General features: G+C 43.2%; 20 protein-coding genes. 11 read left to right on the top strand and 9 right to left on the bottom strand.

The window, feature by feature from the left end; genetic code table 11:
* Nucleotides 1-11: 11 nt before the first annotated feature.
* Nucleotides 12-779 carry a glycine betaine ABC transporter substrate-binding protein gene (locus MSG34_RS01130; RefSeq protein WP_248336496.1) on the top strand — a complete coding sequence of 256 codons (768 nt, stop codon included), beginning with the start codon at nucleotides 12-14 and terminating at the stop codon, nucleotides 777-779.
* A gap of 156 nt (nucleotides 780-935) precedes the next feature.
* Nucleotides 936-1,961, top strand: coding sequence for a zinc-binding alcohol dehydrogenase family protein (locus tag MSG34_RS01125; protein ID WP_248336041.1), 1,026 nt, complete (start codon nucleotides 936-938; stop codon nucleotides 1,959-1,961).
* A gap of 114 nt (nucleotides 1,962-2,075) precedes the next feature.
* On the opposite strand, the gene MSG34_RS01120 is transcribed toward MSG34_RS01125, so the two are convergent.
* From MSG34_RS01120 to MSG34_RS01110, 3 genes are all read right to left on the bottom strand, one after another.
* Nucleotides 2,076-2,714: a CIA30 family protein gene (locus MSG34_RS01120; RefSeq protein ID WP_248336040.1), complete on the bottom strand. Its 639-nt coding sequence runs from the start codon at nucleotides 2,712-2,714 to the stop codon at nucleotides 2,076-2,078.
* A 47-nt stretch (nucleotides 2,715-2,761) separates the two neighbouring features.
* On the bottom strand, nucleotides 2,762-3,028 hold the full coding sequence (locus MSG34_RS01115) for a DUF3081 domain-containing protein (RefSeq protein ID WP_017077457.1): 267 nt from the start codon (nucleotides 3,026-3,028) through the stop codon (nucleotides 2,762-2,764).
* Nucleotides 3,029-3,427: 399 nt separating this feature from the next.
* A complete protein-coding gene (locus MSG34_RS01110; protein ID WP_050632950.1) occupies nucleotides 3,428-4,048 on the bottom strand; it encodes a heme-binding beta-barrel domain-containing protein in 621 nt (206 codons plus the stop codon).
* Between the two features lie 396 nt (nucleotides 4,049-4,444).
* Here MSG34_RS01110 and MSG34_RS01105 point away from each other — a divergent pair, with 396 nt between their 5' ends.
* A complete protein-coding gene (locus MSG34_RS01105; protein WP_004731682.1) occupies nucleotides 4,445-4,864 on the top strand; it encodes a VOC family protein in 420 nt (139 codons plus the stop codon).
* A gap of 157 nt (nucleotides 4,865-5,021) precedes the next feature.
* On the opposite strand, the gene MSG34_RS01100 is transcribed toward MSG34_RS01105, so the two are convergent.
* Entirely contained in the window at nucleotides 5,022-5,921 is a 900-nt protein-coding gene (locus MSG34_RS01100; protein WP_048610851.1) for a DMT family transporter, read from the bottom strand.
* Between the two features lie 267 nt (nucleotides 5,922-6,188).
* Here MSG34_RS01100 and MSG34_RS01095 point away from each other — a divergent pair, with 267 nt between their 5' ends.
* Nucleotides 6,189-7,589: an alpha-amylase family protein gene (locus tag MSG34_RS01095; RefSeq protein ID WP_248336039.1), complete on the top strand. Its 1,401-nt coding sequence runs from the start codon at nucleotides 6,189-6,191 to the stop codon at nucleotides 7,587-7,589.
* A gap of 118 nt (nucleotides 7,590-7,707) precedes the next feature.
* Here the strand turns inward: MSG34_RS01095 and MSG34_RS01090 are convergent, their stop codons facing one another.
* Together MSG34_RS01090 and MSG34_RS01085 are read right to left on the bottom strand one after the other, a co-directional pair.
* Nucleotides 7,708-8,829: an FAD-dependent monooxygenase gene (locus tag MSG34_RS01090; RefSeq protein WP_248336038.1), complete on the bottom strand. Its 1,122-nt coding sequence runs from the start codon at nucleotides 8,827-8,829 to the stop codon at nucleotides 7,708-7,710.
* Between the two features lie 133 nt (nucleotides 8,830-8,962).
* Entirely contained in the window at nucleotides 8,963-9,916 is a 954-nt protein-coding gene (locus tag MSG34_RS01085) for a LysR family transcriptional regulator (protein ID WP_248336037.1), read from the bottom strand.
* A 100-nt stretch (nucleotides 9,917-10,016) separates the two neighbouring features.
* Here MSG34_RS01085 and MSG34_RS01080 point away from each other — a divergent pair, with 100 nt between their 5' ends.
* Nucleotides 10,017-11,369 (top strand): MATE family efflux transporter, encoded by a 1,353-nt coding sequence (locus tag MSG34_RS01080; protein WP_048610858.1) that lies wholly within the window; start codon nucleotides 10,017-10,019, stop codon nucleotides 11,367-11,369.
* 131 nt (nucleotides 11,370-11,500) lie between these two features.
* Here the strand turns inward: MSG34_RS01080 and MSG34_RS01075 are convergent, their stop codons facing one another.
* The gene (locus tag MSG34_RS01075) at nucleotides 11,501-11,938 is read right to left on the bottom strand and encodes a Spy/CpxP family protein refolding chaperone (protein ID WP_248336036.1); all 438 of its coding nucleotides are present in this window, start codon (nucleotides 11,936-11,938) and stop codon (nucleotides 11,501-11,503) included.
* 212 nt (nucleotides 11,939-12,150) lie between these two features.
* Here MSG34_RS01075 and MSG34_RS01070 point away from each other — a divergent pair, with 212 nt between their 5' ends.
* From MSG34_RS01070 to MSG34_RS01050, 5 genes are all read left to right on the top strand, one after another.
* Nucleotides 12,151-12,396: a hypothetical protein gene (locus MSG34_RS01070; RefSeq protein ID WP_010430578.1), complete on the top strand. Its 246-nt coding sequence runs from the start codon at nucleotides 12,151-12,153 to the stop codon at nucleotides 12,394-12,396.
* A 319-nt stretch (nucleotides 12,397-12,715) separates the two neighbouring features.
* Complete coding sequence (locus MSG34_RS01065; RefSeq protein WP_248336035.1) at nucleotides 12,716-13,720, top strand: response regulator; 1,005 nt, start codon at nucleotides 12,716-12,718, stop codon at nucleotides 13,718-13,720.
* A gap of 1 nt (nucleotide 13,721) precedes the next feature.
* Complete coding sequence (locus MSG34_RS01060) at nucleotides 13,722-14,159, top strand: PAS domain-containing protein (protein WP_048606084.1); 438 nt, start codon at nucleotides 13,722-13,724, stop codon at nucleotides 14,157-14,159.
* Nucleotides 14,160-15,025: 866 nt separating this feature from the next.
* A complete protein-coding gene (locus MSG34_RS01055) occupies nucleotides 15,026-16,069 on the top strand; it encodes a GMP reductase (RefSeq protein WP_048606087.1) in 1,044 nt (347 codons plus the stop codon).
* Nucleotides 16,070-16,720: 651 nt separating this feature from the next.
* Nucleotides 16,721-17,143 (top strand): GFA family protein, encoded by a 423-nt coding sequence (locus MSG34_RS01050; protein WP_048610866.1) that lies wholly within the window; start codon nucleotides 16,721-16,723, stop codon nucleotides 17,141-17,143.
* 334 nt (nucleotides 17,144-17,477) lie between these two features.
* On the opposite strand, the gene MSG34_RS01045 is transcribed toward MSG34_RS01050, so the two are convergent.
* A complete protein-coding gene (locus tag MSG34_RS01045; protein ID WP_050650853.1) occupies nucleotides 17,478-17,957 on the bottom strand; it encodes a porin in 480 nt (159 codons plus the stop codon).
* A gap of 490 nt (nucleotides 17,958-18,447) precedes the next feature.
* Between MSG34_RS01045 and MSG34_RS01040 the strand changes: the two genes are divergently transcribed.
* The gene (locus MSG34_RS01040; protein WP_248336034.1) at nucleotides 18,448-20,007 is read left to right on the top strand and encodes a winged helix-turn-helix domain-containing protein; all 1,560 of its coding nucleotides are present in this window, start codon (nucleotides 18,448-18,450) and stop codon (nucleotides 20,005-20,007) included.
* Nucleotides 20,008-20,138: 131 nt separating this feature from the next.
* On the opposite strand, the gene MSG34_RS01035 is transcribed toward MSG34_RS01040, so the two are convergent.
* Nucleotides 20,139-20,687, bottom strand: coding sequence for a mechanosensitive ion channel family protein (locus tag MSG34_RS01035; protein ID WP_048606096.1), 549 nt, complete (start codon nucleotides 20,685-20,687; stop codon nucleotides 20,139-20,141).
* Nucleotides 20,688-21,320 lie beyond the last annotated feature (633 nt).

The raw sequence follows: 21,320 nt of genomic DNA, 5'->3' as shown, positions 1-21,320 counted from the left end.
AGAAAATCACAATGGGTGTAACGGATTTGTCGTTCCACCGTACGACCGCATCATTGGTTGCCAATGTATTGAAAGCCATGGGTTTTGAGGTAGAGCGTATTTTCTCTCCACATCAGGAGAACTTTGAAAAGCTGAAAACAGGCCAAGTGGATATGCTTTCTTCTGCGTGGTTGCCATCAAGTCACGGTATCTACAAAGCGGGTGTTGAAGAAGTTGAGCCACTTATCGAGCTTGGGCTTCATTATGAACCTTATGCTTTGTGGGGCGTACCAGACTATGTGCCTGAAGCGGCGGTTTCTGAAGTCTCTGATTTATTAAAAGCTGAAGTGATCGAGAAAATGAACTCGACCATCCAAGGCATCAACCTCGGCGCTGGTATTACACGCTTCTCTATCCAGATGATGAAAGATTATGGCCTGAGCGATGCTGGCTACCAGTTCTTTCCTGGCAGTGAAGACGATTGTTTCAGTGCCTTTGAAAGTGCAGTGGCAAACAAAGAGTGGGTGGTAGTGCCACTGTGGAAACCTCAGTTTTTGCACTATCGTTACGATATTCGTGAGCTCAAAGAGCCAAAAGGCCTACTCGGAATTGTGGACAGAGCAGTGCTTCTTTTAAGAGACGACAAGCAGCATCTGTTCAGCGAACAACAGATTCAGAAGTTGGATTCCCTACGCTTCTCGAACGACATCATCGCAGAGCTGGATTACAAAGTTTGCCGTGAAGGTAAACCACAAGATCAAGTCGCACATGATTGGTTGATTGAGAAAGGGATTATTTAACTTCTAAGCCGTTGGTAATGCTGTGAGATGTTTGCGTTACCCAGATAACGGCAACATCATTATCAAAAATTATTTGAGAATTATTCAAATATTAGGCGGTTTATCTAGAGTGAGAATTGACTAAGATTAACTCGTCTAATTCAAGGAGAAAGCACCATGTCAGTACCATCAAAAATGAAAGCGATCGGATTTACTCAATCACTTGCGATTACAGAGCAAGACAGTTTATTTGAGTTTGAAACGAGTCTGCCAGAACTAAAAAATAATGACTTGCTGGTAAAAGTGAGCGCGACTTCTATCAATCCTGCTGACGCAAAAATTCGTATTCGTAATGCCAAAGACAAAACTCTTGAGCAGCCAAAAGTGCTGGGCTATGACGCAGTCGGTGAAGTTGTTGGTAAAGGCGCAGACGTTGAAGGCTTCGAAGTCGGTGACCGTGTGTACTATGCGGGTGACGTAACACGCATGGGTGCTAACGCAGAATACCAAGCTGTGGACTACCGTATTACCGCTAAATCGCCTAAGAGCCTTTCTGATGAGGCTGCAGCCGTTATGCCACTAGCAACACTTACCGCTTGGGAAGCATTGTTTGACCGCCTGCGAGTTCGTCCTGAAGAGAAAAAGTCTATCCTGATCATTGGTGGAGCGGGCGGCGTTGGTTCAATTACGATTCAACTGGCTAAACAACTGACCAACCTCAATGTCATCGCTACAGCTTCGAGACCTGAAACGGAGCAGTGGGTAAGAGATATGGGGGCGGATCATGTGGTGAACCACCGTAACCTTGTCGAGTCAGTGCGAGAGCAAGGCATTCAACATGTCGATTACATCTTCAATGTTGCTGATACAAAAGGGCACTGGGATGCGATGGTTGAGTTGATCGCACCGCAAGGCATGATCAGTTCGATTGTTGAATTTGATGGTGGCATTGACTTATCAGCGCTGCAAGGTAAATCAGCAGGCTTTGTTTGGGAACTGATGTTTACACGTTCGTTGTTTAACACCGAAGATATCCAGAAGCAGCAAGACACCCTATTCCAGGCTGCGAATCTGATTGATGCGGGCCGTATTAAAACGACGCTTACCATGACCCTAAATGGCTTTAGTGTGGATACAATCAAAGATGCACACCAACGTATTGAAAGCAGTGCCTCGATTGGTAAAACAGCCATCAAATACTAATTGCTGATGTTTTAATGCGCTGTCGTTTGGAATCGTTGACGGTTTAAACAGAAGAAGCCCCCTGATATCTTATTGCTAGTCAAAAGGTATCAGGGGCTTTTGTTTGTTTTCAGTTTAGTCAGCTTCTGGTGATGTGATAGGTTGCGATGTTTTGAAGTGAAGCTGTATTAGGTCTAGCTCAAAAGGCGATGCCTGTTTGTCTGCAATCAAAAAACCGACTTGTTTGATGTCTTGCGCCTTAAGTTCCGGCGCATCGCTCAGTAGCCGACCTCTGAACACCGCTTGAAAATCATTGAAGTGGAACGCCTTGCTAAACTGTTCTCCCTTAATGGTATCAAAATCGTGTTTGTATTGAACTCGATTGCCGTCCTTCGATGTTGTGAACCTCAGTTGGTAGGTGCGACCATCACCAACAAAAACTAGCTCTGCGCTATCTATTTCATGGGCAGGTGATTCAATTGAGCGTTTTATGGAACTGAAGCCCCCATTATTTTCTAACGATAGCTCGCCCCTAAATCGACTCATATTATCAAGATAAATAAGCTCGCCAGTTGAGATGCCACCCATTACATCGTCGTTGGTCACTGTCCAGTTTTGATGCTCACTCGCTAGTGTAAAGTCGATCATGTTTGTTGTCCCTATTGCGCCAGCCTTAAGACTTAACGAATGTAGGCTGAACAGAAGGAGTAAAGGTGTGGTTAACCTAAGTGGTAACCTCGTTTTACAATGGGTTCCGTTCACCATTTTCTCCACTGCTTCCCCATAGGCTTTGCGTTGTTTACTCAATAGCGATGGATAGTTTATGGAGAGGGTTCAGTTTCAAGCATAGCTAAACATCGCTTGATGAAGTCTTCATAGTTCGAAGTTTTGTCGTATTCGATCTTCAATGAGCCGTGGAACATTAGGGTCACGGTAACGTCTCGGTAGCTCAACCAACAGGTGTAACCATCGTAATCATGCCACGCTACCATCTCGCCCAATTGATATTTGCTATCCAATTGCTTGCCCGAGGAGCGAATGCAATCGAACACTCTGAGAAACTCTAAAATGGTGATTCTGTTGTCCATGTACCACTCCCGCTGCGCAGTCGATGAAAAATGCTAAGTGCTTGTATTTGAATTAACTACGGTTTGGTTCTGTGCCCCGATCACTGAAAGGCACTATCTTCTCGATAACCCTTAGATATATCGTCAGCCAAAAAATTGAATAACGAAGTGAGTCCTCAAGACAAGCGAGAGCTTAAATGTGTTCATGTTGGTTCATTTAAACCAGAGTCAACAGGATAAAAATATCGGTTCTATGTTTATTGGTTGAAGTGGAATCGACAAAAACTGAAGGATTTATTGGGATGGTATTGGCTAATCGATGTGCTAAGGCTGAGTTGTTACCGAGTTAAGAGTACAGCTTGTTCTGAAGTGTTGAGATCAACAACGCCTTTCATAGAGCTGTGAAAGGCGTTTTTAGTTTTACTTCACTTTAACTAGAGTGCTTGAATCTGTATGAGCAAATGCGCTGTCGTAGATCTCTAAGCCTGTTGTTTGAGAGTACGTCAGCGTGTCGTCTGAAATGCTAATATTCATCGTGAAGCCCGTGGTGGTTGCGTTGTCCGTCATGTATTCGGATTCAGCAATACCACGTTTAGACGCAACTAACGTCATTGTATCGCCAGCAGGGCCTTCTGCGGTGACACATGTGGTGCGTGGTACACAGTAAGAGTTGTAGACGATCTGATTTTTTTGGTCGTAGATGAAGTAGCCACGTTGATCGTGGAATTTAGAGTCGTCGGCCTTTCTGAATACTTCTTGCTTGTAGTAAAGAGCAACCAGATATTGATCGCTGGCATTGGTAGCATCTGCCGCAACCTCAAATGTCATCACCTCATAAAATGGCGTGACCGCGGGGCCGCCTTTGCCCACTTCTGTGCCTTCTTGACCTGGAGAAATATCAACGCCACCCGTTTCGACTGATTTCCATGTGCCGACTAGCTTTGCGAGTGGACCAAAATCCATACCATTGATTGTGCTGTGGTCGGCTACTGCTGGAGCCGAGATTACCGCTGCGATACCAAGTGCTAATAATTTTTTCACTTTAACTTCCTTTTTATTAATTATCTGACCCCAATAAAAATAAGGTTATTGTGAAACTCGTTTATTAACCCAGATCAGTGTTGTTGGCTAATATGAAATCGAATTGTAACTTGATGTATCAGTCATTAAGAGGATATTAATGTGTATATATTGAGCAAGAAGCAGGTGTTGGATCGTCTAATCTCAGTGATAAACCTTAGGTTTGCTGAGTTCTGAGGCTGAGTTAAGTCACATTGGAATAGGTCGTCTAAACTTAAAGCTTGTATCGCTGCAAATACGACAATTTGGGCTCTAAAGACGTTCTCGAAATAAATGCAAATCAGCGCTTTACCTCAACTTAACTTGAGGTATTAGGATGTACAACGTTGCTTACGAGAATACTTTAAGGAGAGAAGAATGATCCAACTTGAACATGTGAATTTAGTGGTAAAAGACATCCCAGAAATGCTGGTTTTCTATAAAGCGGCGTTCCCTCATTGGTATGTCCGTGATGAGGGAAAAGGGGAGTGGTCAGGTAAGCCACGTAACTGGCTGCATTTTGGTGACGAGTACCAATACATAGCGTTGAGCGATCACGGCGAAGGTGAAAATAGAGATTTGGCTGGGCATTCTGTTGGTCTCGCACACTTCGCTTATGTGACCAATAATATCGAAAGCGTAACCAAGCGGCTTGTTGATGCGGGCTTCCCAATTGCCAAACCCGGCGCCGAAGAACCTTATCGAAAAAACGTCTATTTTGTGGATCCGGCAGGTTTTGAAATCGAGTTTGTTGAGTATTTGAGTGATGATCCCAAGTTACGAAATGCCACAAGTTAATCACGTAATACGTCGCTTTATTAAAGTTGGTTAGCGGCATGAAAACACGTTAGAGAATATTTATAGAAAAGGGCATCGTGGAATAATCCGCAATGCCCGTTTTCGTTCTATTTAATCGCTGATTAGCTAACTGATGTTGAGCTCTTTTCGCTGGTGTTTACTTAGCTTTAAACGGCACCAAAAGTTGTTTGCCAAACACATTGATTAGCGCGCCAGTCACGATTAGACCACCACCTAGGTAGGTCCAAACTGATGGAATCTCATTGAAGATCCACACACCTAATAGTGCTGAGAATACGATCTGAACGTATGAGTAAGCTGAAGCCTTGCCTGCTGCTTGGGTTTGCATCGCTTTGGTTAAACCGTATTGGCCTATTTGTGTGAAAATCCCGACCAGAACCAACATCATGGTTAGGAATAGGCTAGGCCACACAAAGTCGTTCCAGATAAGGGCGGTGGAGATTGGGAGAGCAACCAGTGGGAAGTAGAAGATGATGACTGAACTGTCTTCTGTTTGGCTAAGCTTCCTCACAATCACATAAGCAATTGAGCTACCAAATGCACCACATAACGCCACCATAATGCTGAATAGCGGTAACTCGCTGCTCGCGCCACTGTTCATGCTTGGCTGAACCATCACTAATAATCCCGCTAGGCAGAACGCAATGCAGATCATGGTCGATTTTTGGACGCGTTCTTTCAGAAATAGCACGCCAAGTAGGGCGGTAAATACAGGGTGAACGTATTGTAGAATGGTCGCTTCTGCTAATGGCAAAGTGGTCACAGCGTAGTAAACACACATCAAGGCTGCAGTGCCAACTGCGCCTCGAACAAACAACAAAGGTTTGTTATTTCCCCAGATCGAAATGCCTTTTCGCTTAACGTCGATATAACTGATGATCAAAGACACTAAAGCCCTTGCTGCAACAATCTCGAATACAGGTATGCCGTAGTTGCTGATGTACTTCACACACGCAGACATCAGTGCGAATCCAAAAGCAGAGAGGATCATGAACCTAACCCCAACAGGGATCATTGAAAAAGAGAAAGAAGGCATAAAAATATCAACCGGTTGAGGGAACAGGAATCATAACTTAGTTTAGAAGAGCCGACCAAAGTCTTTGTCCTGTTCTGGTCAACTTGATTCAATTAATTCTCATTTCAGATCGATTCGTTTTTATCTCACATAAGATCGGTTATAACTCAATTTTATAAAATCAACATCAACAGAAGGTGACGCTAATTCAACTCTGATTTATCGGTCGTTTTAATTGTCGTTCTTAGTCATATCATTCTCGTGAATTTATAATAAGAGATATGTTCTATGAAACCAATCAATACCCTACTCATATCCACGCTCGCGCTTTGCTCTTTTAGTTCAGCCACTTACGCCGACACCATTTTGCATGCTTTCAACTGGAAATATTCAGATGTGACAGCCAACGCCGATCAAATTGCACAAGCTGGCTATAAGAAGGTGCTTGTCGCACCTGCGATGAAGTCTAGTGGCAGCGAATGGTGGGCGCGTTACCAACCTCAAGATCTGCGTACTATTGATTCTCCTTTGGGCAACAAACAAGATTTAGCCGCAATGATTACCGCACTCAAAGGTGTGGGTGTTGATGTGTATGCCGATGTGGTGTTGAACCATATGGCGAATGAAAGCTGGAAGCGAAGTGACTTGGATTACCCAGGCACAGAAGTGCTAAACGATTATGCGAGCCGTTCAAGCTACTATGCTGACCAGACACTGTTTGGCAATCTAGCGCAAGGTTTTGTATCCGCAAATGATTTCCATGCCGCGGGCTGTATTTCAGATTGGAACGATCCTGGTCACGTTCAGTACTGGCGTTTGTGTGGTGCCGATGGCGATGTAGGTTTGCCTGATCTCGATCCAAATAACTGGGTGGTCTCACAGCAGCGTTTATATCTGAAAGCACTAAAAGATATGGGCATCAAAGGTTTCCGAATTGATGCGGTGAAGCACATGAGCCAATACCAAATTGATCAAGTGTTCACGCCTGAAATTACTGCGAACATGCATGTGTTCGGTGAAGTGATCACCAGCGGTGGAGTAGGGAACAGCGGCTATGAGTCGTTCTTAGCGCCATACTTAAACAACACCAATCACTCCGCGTATGACTTCCCTCTGTTTGCGTCGATTCGAGCTGCACTCTCAATGGGCGGTGGTTTGAATCAGTTGCATGATCCAAAAGCGTACGGCCAAGCACTCGATGACAACCGTTCGATTACTTTTGCGATCACACATGACATTCCAACCAATGACGGCTTCCGTTATCAAATTATGGATCCACAAGACGAGCAGCTTGCTTACGCTTACATCCTTGGCAAAGATGGCGGTACGCCGTTGATCTACAGTGATGATCTACCGGATTCTGAAGATAAGGATAACGGTCGTTGGGGCAATGTTTGGAATAGCTTGAACATGAAGAATATGCTGAGCTTCCATAACGCGATGCAAGGTAAGTCGATGACGATGATTTCGAGCGACCAATGTACTTTGCTATTTAAGCGTGGCAAAGAAGGCGTTGTTGGAATTAATAAGTGTGGAGAAACGCGTGGCGTGACGGTTGATACCTACCAACATGAGTTCAATTGGCATGTTCAATACAAAGATGTATTAAGCAGCGCGACAGAAACCATTTCTTCTCGTTACCATACGTTTAATCTACCACCACTCAGTGCGCGTATGTTTAAGCTTTAATGTTTGCTCAACAAGGTGAAACATAACGGGTAGATAGCATAAGCCGCAGCAAGTGCTGCGGCTTATTGTTTTGGAAACGAGTAGTCTAGAGAACGTCGCGTTTTTACGAGCCAAATGTTTAGAAAGGCGAGCGGCTATTCGCGATAGCGAACTGTTGGTAAAGCTCCGCCACTTCGACTGGGTTGAACTCGTCTTTGTAAGTCAGCTCACTGAGTCGGTGTGTGATGTTTTGCAGTTCATGCGACCGTTGCTGAGCACGCTGCTGATAGCGTTTGAATGCTTGCTCTGTACCTTCAAAGTTAGAGGCAATACTTTGTGCCAGCACATAAGCGTTCTCGATACCTAAGCTGAAACCGATACCCATGGTCGGCAACACAGCGCAACAGGAATCTCCCAGTAGAACAGCATTGCCGCGATACCAAGTATCAAATGGGGCAACATCGGTGAGTGGAGAAGGCAAGATCTTCGATTCAGGCGTATCTCGAATCATATCCAGTAGATAGCTCGGATAGTGAGAGAACTGCTCTAACACGGTTTGTTTAGACAGCGTTTCACCTTCTTGAACGGCGCACGCAGCAAACCAGTATTTACCTTGGGTTTCTCGGTCGTAGGTGTAAGTGACGATGCGAGATTTATCACCCGCGAATACATAACACTCATTATCGCTGATTTCTGATGCTTTGAAATCAATCTCACCACGGCAGCAATAGACGTTCGGTTGTCTTAGTGACACATCAGGCGCGACAAACTTTCTCACTTGAGAGAACACACCATCGGCACCGACAATAATATCCGCATCAATGGGTTTGCCATTGATCAGAATCTGCGGCTCATCGTCGTTTTGAACGACAGTGCAGGTTTGGTTAGTGACGATGCAGTCATCTTCTAGCTCATTTAATAGCAGTTGGTATAAACGGCTGCGGTGAAATAAACCAATTGGCGCGTTGGCTTTGCTTGGAGAGTCACTCATATTGAGTGTGTTGATGGGCAACCCTGTCGCCGTTAATGTCGAGATGGTATCGACTTGGTTGCACGCGGTTTTGACTTTATCGACACCAACCAGTGCCGCAAGTACTTGCATGCCCTCTGGCCACATAATGATGCCCGTACCGTCAGCACGTGGTTGTGCTGCCTTCTCGTATATTCGAGCTTTAATACCAAATTTGCGCAGTGATAATGCGAGTGCCAAACCATTCAGCCCCGCACCAATAATTGCGACTTTGAGACGTTGTTGTTCCATGACTTTCTCCTAAGAATAAGATGCCAATATCTGTGTACTGGTTCATAGGGCGTAAGATAGGTCATTCGAATCGATAAATAAACGTTATAAATTATAAGGTTAATGCGATTTCTAAAACTGAGGTTCCGATCTCTTAATGATCTTGGATAACACCAAACCAATGATTCTGATGAGACAGTACTTTCAGCAACTCGATCTCTTTCGTTGTCTCTTCCCTAAGCCATTCAATAAGGTCGTTGATGATAGGCGTGTGACTACGCTGGTGAATGAAGTAAGTCCACGCACTGTGTTGGATCTTTGCATTCTTAGGGCAGTACAAGAAGCCTCGTTGGAGATCTTGTTGAACTAACAACAGATCCGTAACCGTAACGCCTTCACCGGATAAACAGGCACTGAGTGCCATATCTAAAGACAAGAAACTGGTATTTCTGACGGGTTTCTTTGGTGGGAATTCAACATCGGCCAACCACACTTTCCAGTCGTGATGATCTAAGGTTGGATGCAGCCTTGGCAAGGTTAAGATTGAATCAAGGTCGGTGTCTTTGGTGGTTAAACTAGTAGAGCAAACCGGTGCCATAAACTCTTCCCGCAAGAAGGTAATGTCTGGTGCTTTGTCATAGCGTTTTTTGAAACGTGTGTGGAAGATCAGTAGGTCATATTCGCTGCTATTGATTGATTCGTCTTCCTCAATCACTGGAACAATGACGATCTCATGATCTTGATAACGCTCGTTTAATTCTCGCACTTTTGAGATCAATACTCGCGTCGCGAAACTCAAGGTCGCTTTGATCACTATACGTTTCTGCTTCGGCTCACTCCAAGAGGCGATAACAGCTTCAATATTGCCGTAGCTTTCTCGCAAAGCGACATACAAATCATGACCTTGTACCGTTAATTCAATAGCTCGATGCTTACGAATAACTAGTGATGCGTTTAACTCATCTTCAAGCTGTTTGATCTGTCGGCTGATCGCACTTTGTGTCACATGCAGCTCTTCGGCAGCCAGAGTAAAGCTCATCAGCCTTGCGGCAGCTTCAAAGGCTTTTAAGCTATTATGTGATGATGGCAAGCTAGGATATGGGGTCATAATTCGTTCGCATGAGTTTATGGAATGTTAGAGTCGCAAATTTATCAATTGAACGCCAGCCTCATCGATCGTATTTTGGGCGAAATTAACTGAGGCGCTCATGAAAAAAATACTCACTCTGGCATTCCCTTTGATCATTTCACAGCTGATCTCCATGGCTTTAGTCCTTACTGATGTTTGGATGATGTCGCGTATCAGTGTGTCAGCCCTTGCGGCTGGTGGCTTAGGCGCCTCTATCTACTTTTTTATCTTCATTATTGCGAGCAGCACTGTAGGTTGTGTCGCGAACTTGATTGCGATCGCCTATGGTCAGCGCGTCGCTCGCCCAGAGTTTGGTAATACTCAAATTAGATTGGCAGTGAAAGGCGCAACCATGCTGGCGTTCGTGCTCAGTGTGACCTTAATGGCCAGCTTCTGGTTTGCTCCGTTGGTATTAGAAGCCGCCAAACAGCCGCCAGAAGTGATCACTTTAGCCATGGAATATGTCCATGCTTTGAAGTGGGTGATGTTGCCTTCGCTTATCTTGTTGGTACTTCGTGGCTTAACCAGTGCGTTTGGCAACGTGCGTTCTATTCTGGTGATGTCTATTATCACCGTAATTCTGAATGTGCCAGTCAGCTACTTCTTAACCTTCCAATTAGACATGGGCTTAACGGGTTTAGGGCTTGGTACGGCTATCGCGGCATTTATCGTGATGGTCGGATACACGGTTTGGGTATTCAAGCGTGACGAATTCAAGCAGTTCGCCCCTTGGCTAAATACAGAAGAGTACTCAATCAAGTTGATGAGCCCACTTTTAATGATGGGTTTACCTATCGGATTAGCAGCATTACTTGAGCATGGCTTGATATACGGCGGTACCTTAATGGCGGGCACGATCAGTATTGCTTCGTTAGCCTTGCACCAAATTCTGCTGCAATGCTTAAGCTTTACTTGGAACTTCAATTTCGGCTTCTCACAAGCTGCGGCGATTTTGGTTGGTCGTGATTTCGGTGCGGGTAACTACGAAGGAATAAAAAGAACCTCGATTCAAAGCTTCATATTGGTGTCGGTGTTGAGTGTGGCGTTGTCGGCTGTGTTTATCATATGGCCTGAGATGATCGCCTCTATCTTCAAGTTAGACGATGGTACGGGTGCGATGACTTCACTACTGGCTTCTGTGATTTGGGTCGTTGCTTTGTGCTTTATTGTTGATGCTTGGCAGCTACTGGCGATTAACCTGCTAAGAGGTATGAAGATTGTCTCTATGCCAACCGTGATGACAGCTATTGGTTACTGGGTATTTGGCCTACCTGCCGCTTGGTATTTGATGCCAAAATTTGAATTGGCAGGGATTTGGGGCGGAATCGGTGTTGGTTTAGGCGTGACAGGTATTCTGCTGCTAATTCATTTAATGGTTGTTCTAAACAAGAGCAGCAAGACACCAGACTTAGATTGTTCAGCTTACTCTTAAGCTTAATTGAAACGCAAAAAAGCCACAGCAATGTCTGTGGCTTTAGTTTATCTCATTTGATTCTTGGGGGAGGGAATCAATATCAGGATGTAGGGAGTACCTATTGGTTATAAGTTAGCTTTATTACCAGACTACTTGCCACCAGAGAGCGCAGATTTCATCATCGTTTTGAATTGCTCTTTTTGTTCTTCAGTTAACACGTTATAGATGTTGTTCTTTAGACGCATTTCTTGCATCACCATCGACTTCTCGGTTGCTTGAACCGTATCAATGACCTTTTCCATCTCGGCTTCATCGAAATCAGGTTGAGTCACAAGGCTGATCTGTTTCTTCTTAAGCTCTATTGCGCTCTCCATATCAATCTCTGTTCGATCGGATTGATAGTCTTCAATAAGAGAGAACACTTCCGCTTGCTGCTCTTCGGTTAGGTTCAAAGAAGCAATAACCATTTGCAATGGGCTAAGCGCTGGTTGTGGCGGTTGTTGTGGTGATGAAGCACTCACAAAAGGAGCGGTAACGAGTAGAGCTGAAGCAGTTAATACACAAAGCGACTTTTTCAGTGATTTCATTGAGTTTCTCCTGTTAGTGGAAACATGAGTATAGGTGAGTAAGCTGAACCCGATATGAACATGTCGTTCAGTTTAATTCGCCGAACTCATTGTGTTCACTTAGTTACCTTCATCTAAGCGTGGAAAGAGTTAGACCTTGGTCTTACAGAAACCGAGCTAAAACGTGACTAGAATGATTTGAGTTGCTCACCGTTTTATCAAGGAATACACAAATGGAAGTTGGATTGTTTTGGGCTGAAAAAGGAATGCTAGTGCTTGGCGCACTGTTTGTTTTGACGAGCATGATGCAGTACGGAAGACGCAGTAGCGATTGGAAAGGCGTGATTACGATGTTCTACAAGCGTATCCCAATGAACATAGCTGAATACAAATGGTACCGTTTGGGTATCGCTTTGCTGGTATTTGCTGTGATCATACGTTTCGCATTACTGATTTTATGGCCTTCATATCAGTTCTAGTTCTCTTGCATTAGCTTTGTTGGATAGCTCTCTATCATGGCTACATAAAGCCGTTCAATGAATGAGTCAGCCGAGCCTTAATAAACCCGCTTGTTAAGGCTGCTGTTAAATAAAATAGTGCTATTACTCAACAGTAAGGAGTGGCTATTACCTTTGTAGCATATTGTTTTTCATGAAGAATAATGCGAAATAATAGCTTACCCACCTGTTTCATCATTCTTACTAATAATCTGCACATAAATCCATTCACCCCGTACCTGATACCATAATGTTCTGTTACACTCGTTCGAATTAGCTTTAATTTGTCAGTGGTGCATTTATGTCGTTCCCAGTTCTTATATGTGATGATTCTGCGTTAGCAAGGAAGCAGATGGCTCGGTCACTGCCTAGTTCTCTAAATGCAGATATAACTTTTGCTGTTCATGGGCTTAATGCACTTGAAGAGCTCGCTAAAAACCAGTTCAAATTGATGTTCCTCGACCTCACCATGCCGGAATTAGACGGCTATGGCACATTGGAAGAGATGCAACGTTTAGGCGATACCACGCCTGTTGTCGTTGTTTCTGGTGACATACAACCAAAAGCGCAACAGAAGGTGCTGGATCTTGGCGCCAAAGCATTTTTGCAAAAGCCGATCGATAAAGAAGCACTAAAAGCTATTTTACGTGAGTATGTTGAGCCGCCGAAACAACCTCAAATCATTACCCCAACCGCTTTAGAACTGCCAATACTTCGCAGACGCGATATCTATATGGAAGTCGCGAACGTAGCGATAGGCCGTGCCGCTGATGCACTGGCTCGTCACTTTAATGTGTTTGTTCACCTACCGCTGCCGAACGTTAACATCTTCGAAGTGAGTGAATTGCACATGGCACTTCGTGACCTAGCGGATAACGACCAAGTGTCGGGTGTTTGCCAAGGCTTTAGTGGAGAAGGCATTGCAGGTGAAGCACTAGTTTTGTTGAGTGATTCCAGTGTGAGCGACCTTAAGAAGCTCATGAAGGTGCCAACAGAAAGCGAGCAGCTAGAAGAACTAGAGCTGCTGATGGATGTATCGAACATCTTAGTCGGCTCATTCTTGAATGGGTTAGGGGAGCAATCAGAAGTTCGTTTCTTCCAGAGTTCGCCTGTTCTACTAGGGCAACATATCTCGATCGACTCGGTGATTGAAAATACCAGCGGCTCGTTCAAAAAGACCATGACGTTCGAAGTTAGCTACAACATCGATGGCACTTCCATTCGTTGTGACCTTCTATTTATGTTTGTTGATGAGTCTTTGCCTCTTCTAGACAACAAATTGGCCTACCTAATGGAGGAGTTTTAATATGCTGAATCTTCCTGCTGAATTTGAACAGTTCCACTGGATGGTGGATATGGTTCAAAACGTCGATATGGGGCTAGTGGTTATTAACCGTGATTTTCAGGTACAAGTCTGGAATGGTTTCATGACGCACCATAGCGGTAAGCAATCACATGATGCGATCGGTAAGTCGATCTTTGAACTGTTCCCTGAGATCCCTGAAGAGTGGTTTAGGCTGAAAACCAAGCCCGTCTACGATCTAGGCTGTCGTAGCTTCATTACATGGCAACAAAGGCCTTATCTGTTTAAGTGTCGTAACGTTAGGCCAGTGACCCAACAAGCTGATTTCATGTATCAGAACGTGACGTTAAATCCGATGCGCTCGCCAACAGGGCAAGTCACCTCATTGTTCTTGTCTATTCAAGATGCAACGGCAGAAGCGTTAGTCTCTCAAAAGAACTAGATCGTTCTATTCGCCAAACAACGCCTTCTTATACGCGTATTAGCATCAGTCTAATCAGCGAATAAAAATGGCTAAGGTTAACCACCTTAGCCATTTTTTTGCTTTCTATTCTTAAAATCTTATCTTTTCCCCCAGTTCTTCACGTCAACCAATCCTCTTTTACTTAGCGACTTGCAGAGTCTTCTAGGTTAAATGAACGAAAGGGCGGCAACGAAACGTGCTTTTGGAGCCGTAATGCTACGGGTTAATAGAGATCGGTTTTATAAAGTGCAAGCTGGAAAGGGGTATTTAATGGAGTGTGAAGGTTGAATTACCAAACCCAAGTGGAGCTTGGTCTCTAGATTGAGTCGTTTCCACTCTACTTTTCCAAGTGACAGCAAAACAAAAACGTCACGAGATTACCCAATTTGGTCTAAAACAGATAAAAATTAGAAAAAAATCGAATTTATTTAAGAAAAAAGGCATTTTTTTGTTGGAGAAAAGTGTGATTTTTATGTGATTTCGAGTCACTTTCTTCACATATTTGTATTATCAGGGCGATATTGAGTGAAATCTGAAGGAAAACGATTGCGCAATAAACCAACAGAGTTTGCGTGGATGGTTCGCTAAGTTATTAATTAGTAAGAATTTAGTTGGAAAGAGTAGCTAGGGGAGTTTTAACGGATATGGAATCTTTGAGAGGATAGCATAAAAAAAAGTGAAATATCAGACTTGCTGTTACTAAATCACGACCTATAATGCTGAAAACCGGAGCGTCTGCCAACGCTCCGGTTTTTTTGTGTCCGAAGAAAAGTAAACCCGTCTGCCAACGGTTTTACTACGCATTTCGCGAGAGACACATAATTTTATGAATCAAGGAAAACACCATGCGTATCGAACAAGAACTTAAGTTAGGTTTCAAAGATGTACTCTTCCGTCCGAAGCGTTCTACCCTTAAAAGCCGTTCTCAAGTTGAATTAACCCGCGATTTTACATTCAAGCATAGCGGTCGTCAATGGTCTGGTACTCCAGTAATTGCAGCTAACATGGATTCGGTAGCAAGCTTTGAAATGGCAGCTGCTCTAGCAGAGCACGGTGTTATGACTGCAGTACACAAGCACTACACAGTAGAGCAGTGGGCTGAGTTCGCTAAAACAGCAGACAAGAAAACACTGAATAACGTTTTTGTATCAACAGGTACGTCTGAAGCTGAGTTTGAGAAAACAAAGCAAATCATGGCGCTTAGCGAAGACTTCGTATTTATCTGTATTGATATCGCTAACGGCTACTCAGAGCACCTAGTTGAGTACGTACAAAAAGTACGTGCTGAATTCCCGAACAAAGTTATCTCTGCGGGTAACGTTGTAACGGGTGACATGGTTGAAGAGCTAATCCTAGCTGGCGCAGACATTGTTAAGGTTGGTATCGGCCCTGGTTCTGTTTGTACTACACGTGTTAAAACAGGCGTAGGTTACCCTCAACTTTCTGCAATCATCGAGTGTGGCGACGCAGCACACGGCCTTGGCGGCATGATCATCGGTGACGGTGGCTGTTCATGTGCGGGTGACGTATCTAAAGCGTTCGGCGGCGGTGCTGACTTCGTAATGCTAGGCGGCATGCTAGCAGGTCACTCTGAGTCAGGCGGCGAAGTTGTAGAGCAAGACGGTAAGCAATTCATGAAGTTCTACGGCATGTCTTCACAGTCGGCTATGGACAAGCACTCAGGTGGTGTTGCTAAGTACCGTGCTGCGGAAGGTAAAACTGTTTTACTTCCATACCGTGGTTCAGTTCACAACACAATTTCTGACATCCTTGGTGGTGTACGTTCAACTTGTACATACGTAGGCGCAGCAAAGCTTAAAGAGCTAACTAAGCGTACGACTTTCATCCGTGTACAAGAGCAAGAGAACAACGTATTCGGTAAAGAGTAATCTGAACGAGTTCGAATAGTTTGAAGATCAAGAGCCGCTTTTTAGCGGCTCTTTTTTTTGGAATTTACGGCAGAACCATTTTGATTTTACATGGATGATATCAAGTACCGGTGTGCCGATGGGAAGCCGAAACGATCGAGTACGTGATGCAAAAAACACGTGTATGAGTTGTTTGAATGTTAGATATTCACCCAACACATTTATGCCCCATTGTGTTTTAAGTTAGCTTTTCTGTGCAACATTCTGTTTGGAATTTGACTTACTTTTCCTTATGCCAAAACATCCAACTATGTGGCCAAATTTTCTTGGCACTCTAGCTTCCAGTTCTTGTGAATTTATACAGTTTATTTGGCTTGAGTCCCGTTTGAGTATGAAAAATGGCTTGTTTTGTCTTGAGTCCAGTCTCGTTTTGTCAGTAGAATATTTAGTAAGTTATTGTTAAGAATAGGATTAGCGCTATTCCCACTAAGATAACGAGCATTGTTAAAAAATGATAACACGCAGGCTCGTTTTTACGTAAAGGCAGAGTGCGAGATGTGATGTGTTTGCATTATATTTCAGCGATTTATTGTAGGTTTAATGAAAGTTAGGCAAGCTGAAAAACGAGCAGGCCTGTTATTAAGAATATTATGTGATTAAGAGGGTTCATCAATGATTGGTAGTTGTTTTTGTGAAAAAGTTAAATTCGAAGTTAGTGGGGTAACCCCGAAACTTTATCAATGTCATTGTTCGATGTGTCGTAAGGTTACATCATCCACATCAAATACTGCGTTTATTATTCCTAAAGAAAACTTTAACTGGCTATCAGGTACTAGTGATATTAAAACTTACCAGAAGCCAACAGGTTATCGAGTTGATTTTTGTACGTCTTGCGGCTCTACAGTACCAAATATGTATCGCAATATTGAGTTCTGGGTTCCCGCAGGTCTTTTAGATGGTGCCTTAGAGTTAGAGATCAGTAATCATCTATGTGTATCATCAAAAGCAAGTTGGGACGAAATCTCGGATAAAGGAAAACAACATGATGGTGTGCCTGAGCTGCACCACATAACAAGCTGCTCAAACGGACGCTAAACGATGTTGAACAAGCCCTCTCTTCATCATCGGTACCTGCCAGATTGGACACTTCGTTGAGCGATTTTCCATAACCTAAGATAATTTCTTGATAGCTAATTTAGCAAATGTACAGATTCGTTTCTGTCCAGAAATGTGCTGAGGTGCCCCTGTAATTTCGAACAGTTAAGCCTCAAGTCTCTTCTACTTCTCATCATTCGAAGAAAACATTGCTCGTTTCGCTTCTTCATCACGTCCAGTTTTAAATTCAACGCAAAAAGCCTCTGATGGTATGTCAGAGGCTTGATGGTGTTCATTGTGTAGGGAAGGCTAGGGAGCCTTAATGTTTACCCTATTAGAAGCGGAATTCAGCGCTTAGCGCGTAGCTGTTGTCTACGATTTTTGCTTCGTACATTGTGTATTCTAGTGCAACACGAACTGGACCTAGAGTAACACCCGTACCCACACCGTAGTAAATGTCGTCTGTATCACCTAGGTTACTTTGGAAGTGACCGATACCTAGACGACCGTATACGTCAAAAATCGTAATAGGTAGTGTTAGTTTTGTACTTGCTAACCATGCATCTGAATAAATGTGTTCGAAGTCTTTGTGTGTATCAACAAAATCCGCGTACCCAGCTTCAACCGATAGTAGGTCATTAATCTGGTAGCCTAAATAAAGGCTGTAGCCGCTATTCTCATCACTGAAATCTGTATTGTCGCTTTTAGCTTGGTACTCAGAATATAGGTAGCTAGCACCAATATATGGGTCAGCGCTTGCTTGAGTTACGAAGAAGATAGCAGCGATAGGAAGAATAAATTTGTTCAGTTTCATGGTTTAAAGCTCTTAATATAAAGGTTAACTAATGTTCCCTAATCCTTCAGCGGGTGATGTGTCTACATCAATTCTTATGTCCTTATTGCAAGTGACTACAGGGAACGTTATGCCTTTCTCTCGTTTGCATGTCGCCCCTCACTTGCGGTGTGGAGCTATCATGCAGATTTTGTGATTCGCTGACATAACGTAAAGCTCACCAGTTCATAAAGTTTCATAACTTCAATATCAAGAAAATATAAAGTGAATTATTACAGCTAGTTAGGCTCTATTTTAATTGAGAAAATTTTAGGACAACTCGTATTAATTTTTGCTTGTTCTGAGTTTTCACTATAACCGCTGAGAATTTTATGGAAATGCCTGTGAATGATGTCGGCTGAAACGAAAATTGTGAAAAATTACACACAACCGGTTGAAATTATCAGCAAAATCATTGGATTGAAGCTATGTTTAGACGATAAGAAGAGCCATAAAGAGTGAGTGACCGTGAATGCTTGAGAAAAACATCAGTTTTATCGTCGATGAGTGGCAGTTTATGCCTAACGAAGGGCAGATTCAGTTTGCTGATTCGTGTATTACGATTGATAACCGCCTCACTAAGTTGCTTGAGTTCTTATGTTTGAACCCGGGTTTGACTCATACGCGTGATGAGTTAATTGAAGAGGTTTGGAGTGGTAGTGTATTAACCGATCAAGTGGTCACCCAAGCGGTATTTGAACTACGAAAAGTTCTGAAAACACACAGTAAAAGGACAAGCAGTTATATTGTTACGGTTCCAAAGCGTGGCTACCGATTTGATGGTGAAGTGAGAGTTGAGAAAGTAGATCTCCAAAAACCTGATCTCCAGAAAACAGCTCCCCAAAAAAACGCTCTCCAAAAAACAGAGCAACTTGATGTTAATGAACGCCAATCAACACCTGAAAGCCAAGAGCTTGTCGAAAGAGAAGGCCGGGAAGAGGGCTATGCAAAGCCATCAGAAAATTCTCCAAGAAGTAGAAAGCTGCATTACATACTGGCATTTTTGGCGGTTGTCATTGTTTTACAATCATCATATATGTGGTTCTCTCAGAACAAACAAAGCCCTTCGCAAGCAAGCTCGGCTCACTCATTAAGTCATTTTGAATTTCGTTATGTTGTATTGAATGTAACGGAAGAGGTCAAGGCGCAACCAGAGCTCTATGGAATCGTAATTAAGCTGATTGAACATATTGGTTTTTATAGCAATATCAGAGTGGTTAAGTCTGATGAGCATAAGAAGTTGGCCGCGATTGAGTTTAATATCTCAACGGCAAAAAGCAGTGACGGCAAGAAAACACGTTTATTGGTGAAGTATGTTAACCGAGCGTCGGGAGGTGTGCATTTAAACCGCCGTTATTCCACCAACTTTGCTCGTTTCCATGAGACGTTTCCAGCGATGATCGATGATCTATTGCGTGCTATGTATATCGATGTGCCTGAAGAAGAGTTACAGCGCAATATTTCTGTGTTCCCACAGGATAAAGAATCGGTCAAGGCGTTGATGTCTGCGACCGGGGTTTCTTACAGCACCGTGGATTTTGATATGGCGCTTAAGCATTTCCGAGAGGCCAGAGCGCTGGCTCCAGATAACGCTTATGCTATTTCGGTGAGTTACATAAGTGAAGTACTGGCGGTTTTCTCTAAAGATGAGGAAAATATTCAACCTAGAATTAAGGCGTTGAACGAGCAATATTCCTCATCTTTGTCTGCCATTCTTAAGCGAGGAAACAATCCTCGTGTTTGTGAAGCGAACGCAATATTAGCGCTGTCTCAAAGTGATCCTGATAAGGCGTTACAGATTTTGTTGTCGATTCCTTATAATCAACATACGCCACTGACTTACCTGTTAATGGCTAAAGCAGAAGAGGCGCGTGGCCACATCACGGGCGCCAAAGAGTTGTATCTGCAAGCGACACAAAATACTTCTTCACCGATTGCATTGACGCTAGCCGGTCCGTTGTTCTTTGACAGTAATCTAGACAAACTGATTGAACAACTTCAGGGCGTCAAACTCGATGTCGACGGTAAATAGTGAAAATTAAAAGCAGATAAAAGCGCTAGCAGTAGAATTAGCAGCCGCAATAGAAATAGCAATCGCACTAGAAACAGCAAGCGAAACTTAACTAACGCGTTTTATTTCTCTATTACATGACAAGGCCTCGGTTACCGAGGCCTTTCTGTACGTGGAGAGTTCTTCTTTAACACCTTAGTTACGCTTTTCTGCAACAGCAGAGAATTTGGGTAAGTAATTAAGTTGCCGCTTGGGTGTTTGATTAGGGTATGAAACATCTTAATCTCAAGGATCTTTCCTTCGATATCATCGCCATCTGCAACAATTATTGAATCGCCAATTCGGTAAGGGAATACGAAAAAGATCAAAAAGCTCGCGGTGATATTACTCAGAATTGACCATTGGGCGATGAAGGCGACACCAAAAACCGTCACCAAGGACGAGATGAAAATGGTGAAGTTTCCATAGCCAATCCCACTGACGATGATATAGGTCGCAAACAGCAGTATGAACGAGAAAATGTTGAAGCAGCGAATGATGAACATTGTGCGTGTCGTCGCGACAGACTTTACCTGTGCAAGGTTGACAACGGTCGTCGAAATAAAACGTTTGAGAAGCCAATAGGCAAGAATAAATACAAGGGCAAGCAGCAAATCATATTGCTTTAATGTATTAAAAATGTGGACTAGAAAGTTCGGCATAACGACCTCAATTGTGATGAGCCGTTATTGTGCATAGTTGCTTGAATGTCCGCATCATCAAACGATTATCGTTTTATAATACGAGAAATGAATAGAAGCCATTTTTGATCTCAATAAACCTTGTCGATATGGTTTTTAGTAACAAGTTATTGATAAGTAGTACTTTATTTTTTGTTTATATTTTTATAACTGATATGTAAGCCTTCTGTGATGTCTGATGTAATTCAATTTGTAGAATAAGCGTTCCTTTGTTCATCATCGAGTTAGTCATGACAATCATAGTTATAAAGTTAGTGTTTATTTATATCCATAAAAGGCGAAAAACCAAGCAGTCAAAGCCGTTAGAAATGAGGTTCTTTTAAGATGCTGACCTTACTCATTACTCAATTCATAATTTTCTGGACAGTAGTTGGTCGTATTCGCGCAACGTCTGTTTCTACACGCTTGAAATCGAGAATCGGCACTGCTTCTAAAGGCTTTAAAGGAAATAGATAAGAATTGCTTTATAACAGGCGAACTTGATTGAAGAACGATCTTAGCTCACCAATCAAGCTCAGTTTTGACCATACGGCTCAGCACGGAACTGAGCTTCGTATTCATGTTCTGAACGCTTAACTGGTGAGTGTCGGTAAT

Source organism: Vibrio sp. 1CM2L (assembly GCF_023161695.1).
GTDB classification, from domain to species: Bacteria; Pseudomonadota; Gammaproteobacteria; order Enterobacterales; family Vibrionaceae; genus Vibrio; species Vibrio coralliirubri.
This window is presented reverse-complemented; position numbering and strand designations above follow the sequence as displayed.

Coding starts and splice junctions, on each gene's coding strand:
- MSG34_RS01130 (WP_248336496.1), top strand. CDS start 12: ATGGGTGTAACGGATTTGTCGTTCCACCGTACGACCGCATCATTGGTT.
- MSG34_RS01125 (WP_248336041.1), top strand. CDS start 936: ATGTCAGTACCATCAAAAATGAAAGCGATCGGATTTACTCAATCACTT.
- MSG34_RS01115 (WP_017077457.1), bottom strand. CDS start 3,028: ATGGACAACAGAATCACCATTTTAGAGTTTCTCAGAGTGTTCGATTGC.
- MSG34_RS01105 (WP_004731682.1), top strand. CDS start 4,445: ATGATCCAACTTGAACATGTGAATTTAGTGGTAAAAGACATCCCAGAA.
- MSG34_RS01100 (WP_048610851.1), bottom strand. CDS start 5,921: ATGCCTTCTTTCTCTTTTTCAATGATCCCTGTTGGGGTTAGGTTCATG.
- MSG34_RS01095 (WP_248336039.1), top strand. CDS start 6,189: ATGAAACCAATCAATACCCTACTCATATCCACGCTCGCGCTTTGCTCT.
- MSG34_RS01090 (WP_248336038.1), bottom strand. CDS start 8,829: ATGGAACAACAACGTCTCAAAGTCGCAATTATTGGTGCGGGGCTGAAT.
- MSG34_RS01085 (WP_248336037.1), bottom strand. CDS start 9,916: ATGACCCCATATCCTAGCTTGCCATCATCACATAATAGCTTAAAAGCC.
- MSG34_RS01080 (WP_048610858.1), top strand. CDS start 10,017: ATGAAAAAAATACTCACTCTGGCATTCCCTTTGATCATTTCACAGCTG.
- MSG34_RS01075 (WP_248336036.1), bottom strand. CDS start 11,938: ATGAAATCACTGAAAAAGTCGCTTTGTGTATTAACTGCTTCAGCTCTA.
- MSG34_RS01070 (WP_010430578.1), top strand. CDS start 12,151: ATGGAAGTTGGATTGTTTTGGGCTGAAAAAGGAATGCTAGTGCTTGGC.
- MSG34_RS01065 (WP_248336035.1), top strand. CDS start 12,716: ATGTCGTTCCCAGTTCTTATATGTGATGATTCTGCGTTAGCAAGGAAG.
- MSG34_RS01060 (WP_048606084.1), top strand. CDS start 13,722: ATGCTGAATCTTCCTGCTGAATTTGAACAGTTCCACTGGATGGTGGAT.
- MSG34_RS01055 (WP_048606087.1), top strand. CDS start 15,026: ATGCGTATCGAACAAGAACTTAAGTTAGGTTTCAAAGATGTACTCTTC.
- MSG34_RS01050 (WP_048610866.1), top strand. CDS start 16,721: ATGATTGGTAGTTGTTTTTGTGAAAAAGTTAAATTCGAAGTTAGTGGG.
- MSG34_RS01045 (WP_050650853.1), bottom strand. CDS start 17,957: ATGAAACTGAACAAATTTATTCTTCCTATCGCTGCTATCTTCTTCGTA.
- MSG34_RS01040 (WP_248336034.1), top strand. CDS start 18,448: ATGCTTGAGAAAAACATCAGTTTTATCGTCGATGAGTGGCAGTTTATG.
- MSG34_RS01035 (WP_048606096.1), bottom strand. CDS start 20,687: ATGCCGAACTTTCTAGTCCACATTTTTAATACATTAAAGCAATATGAT.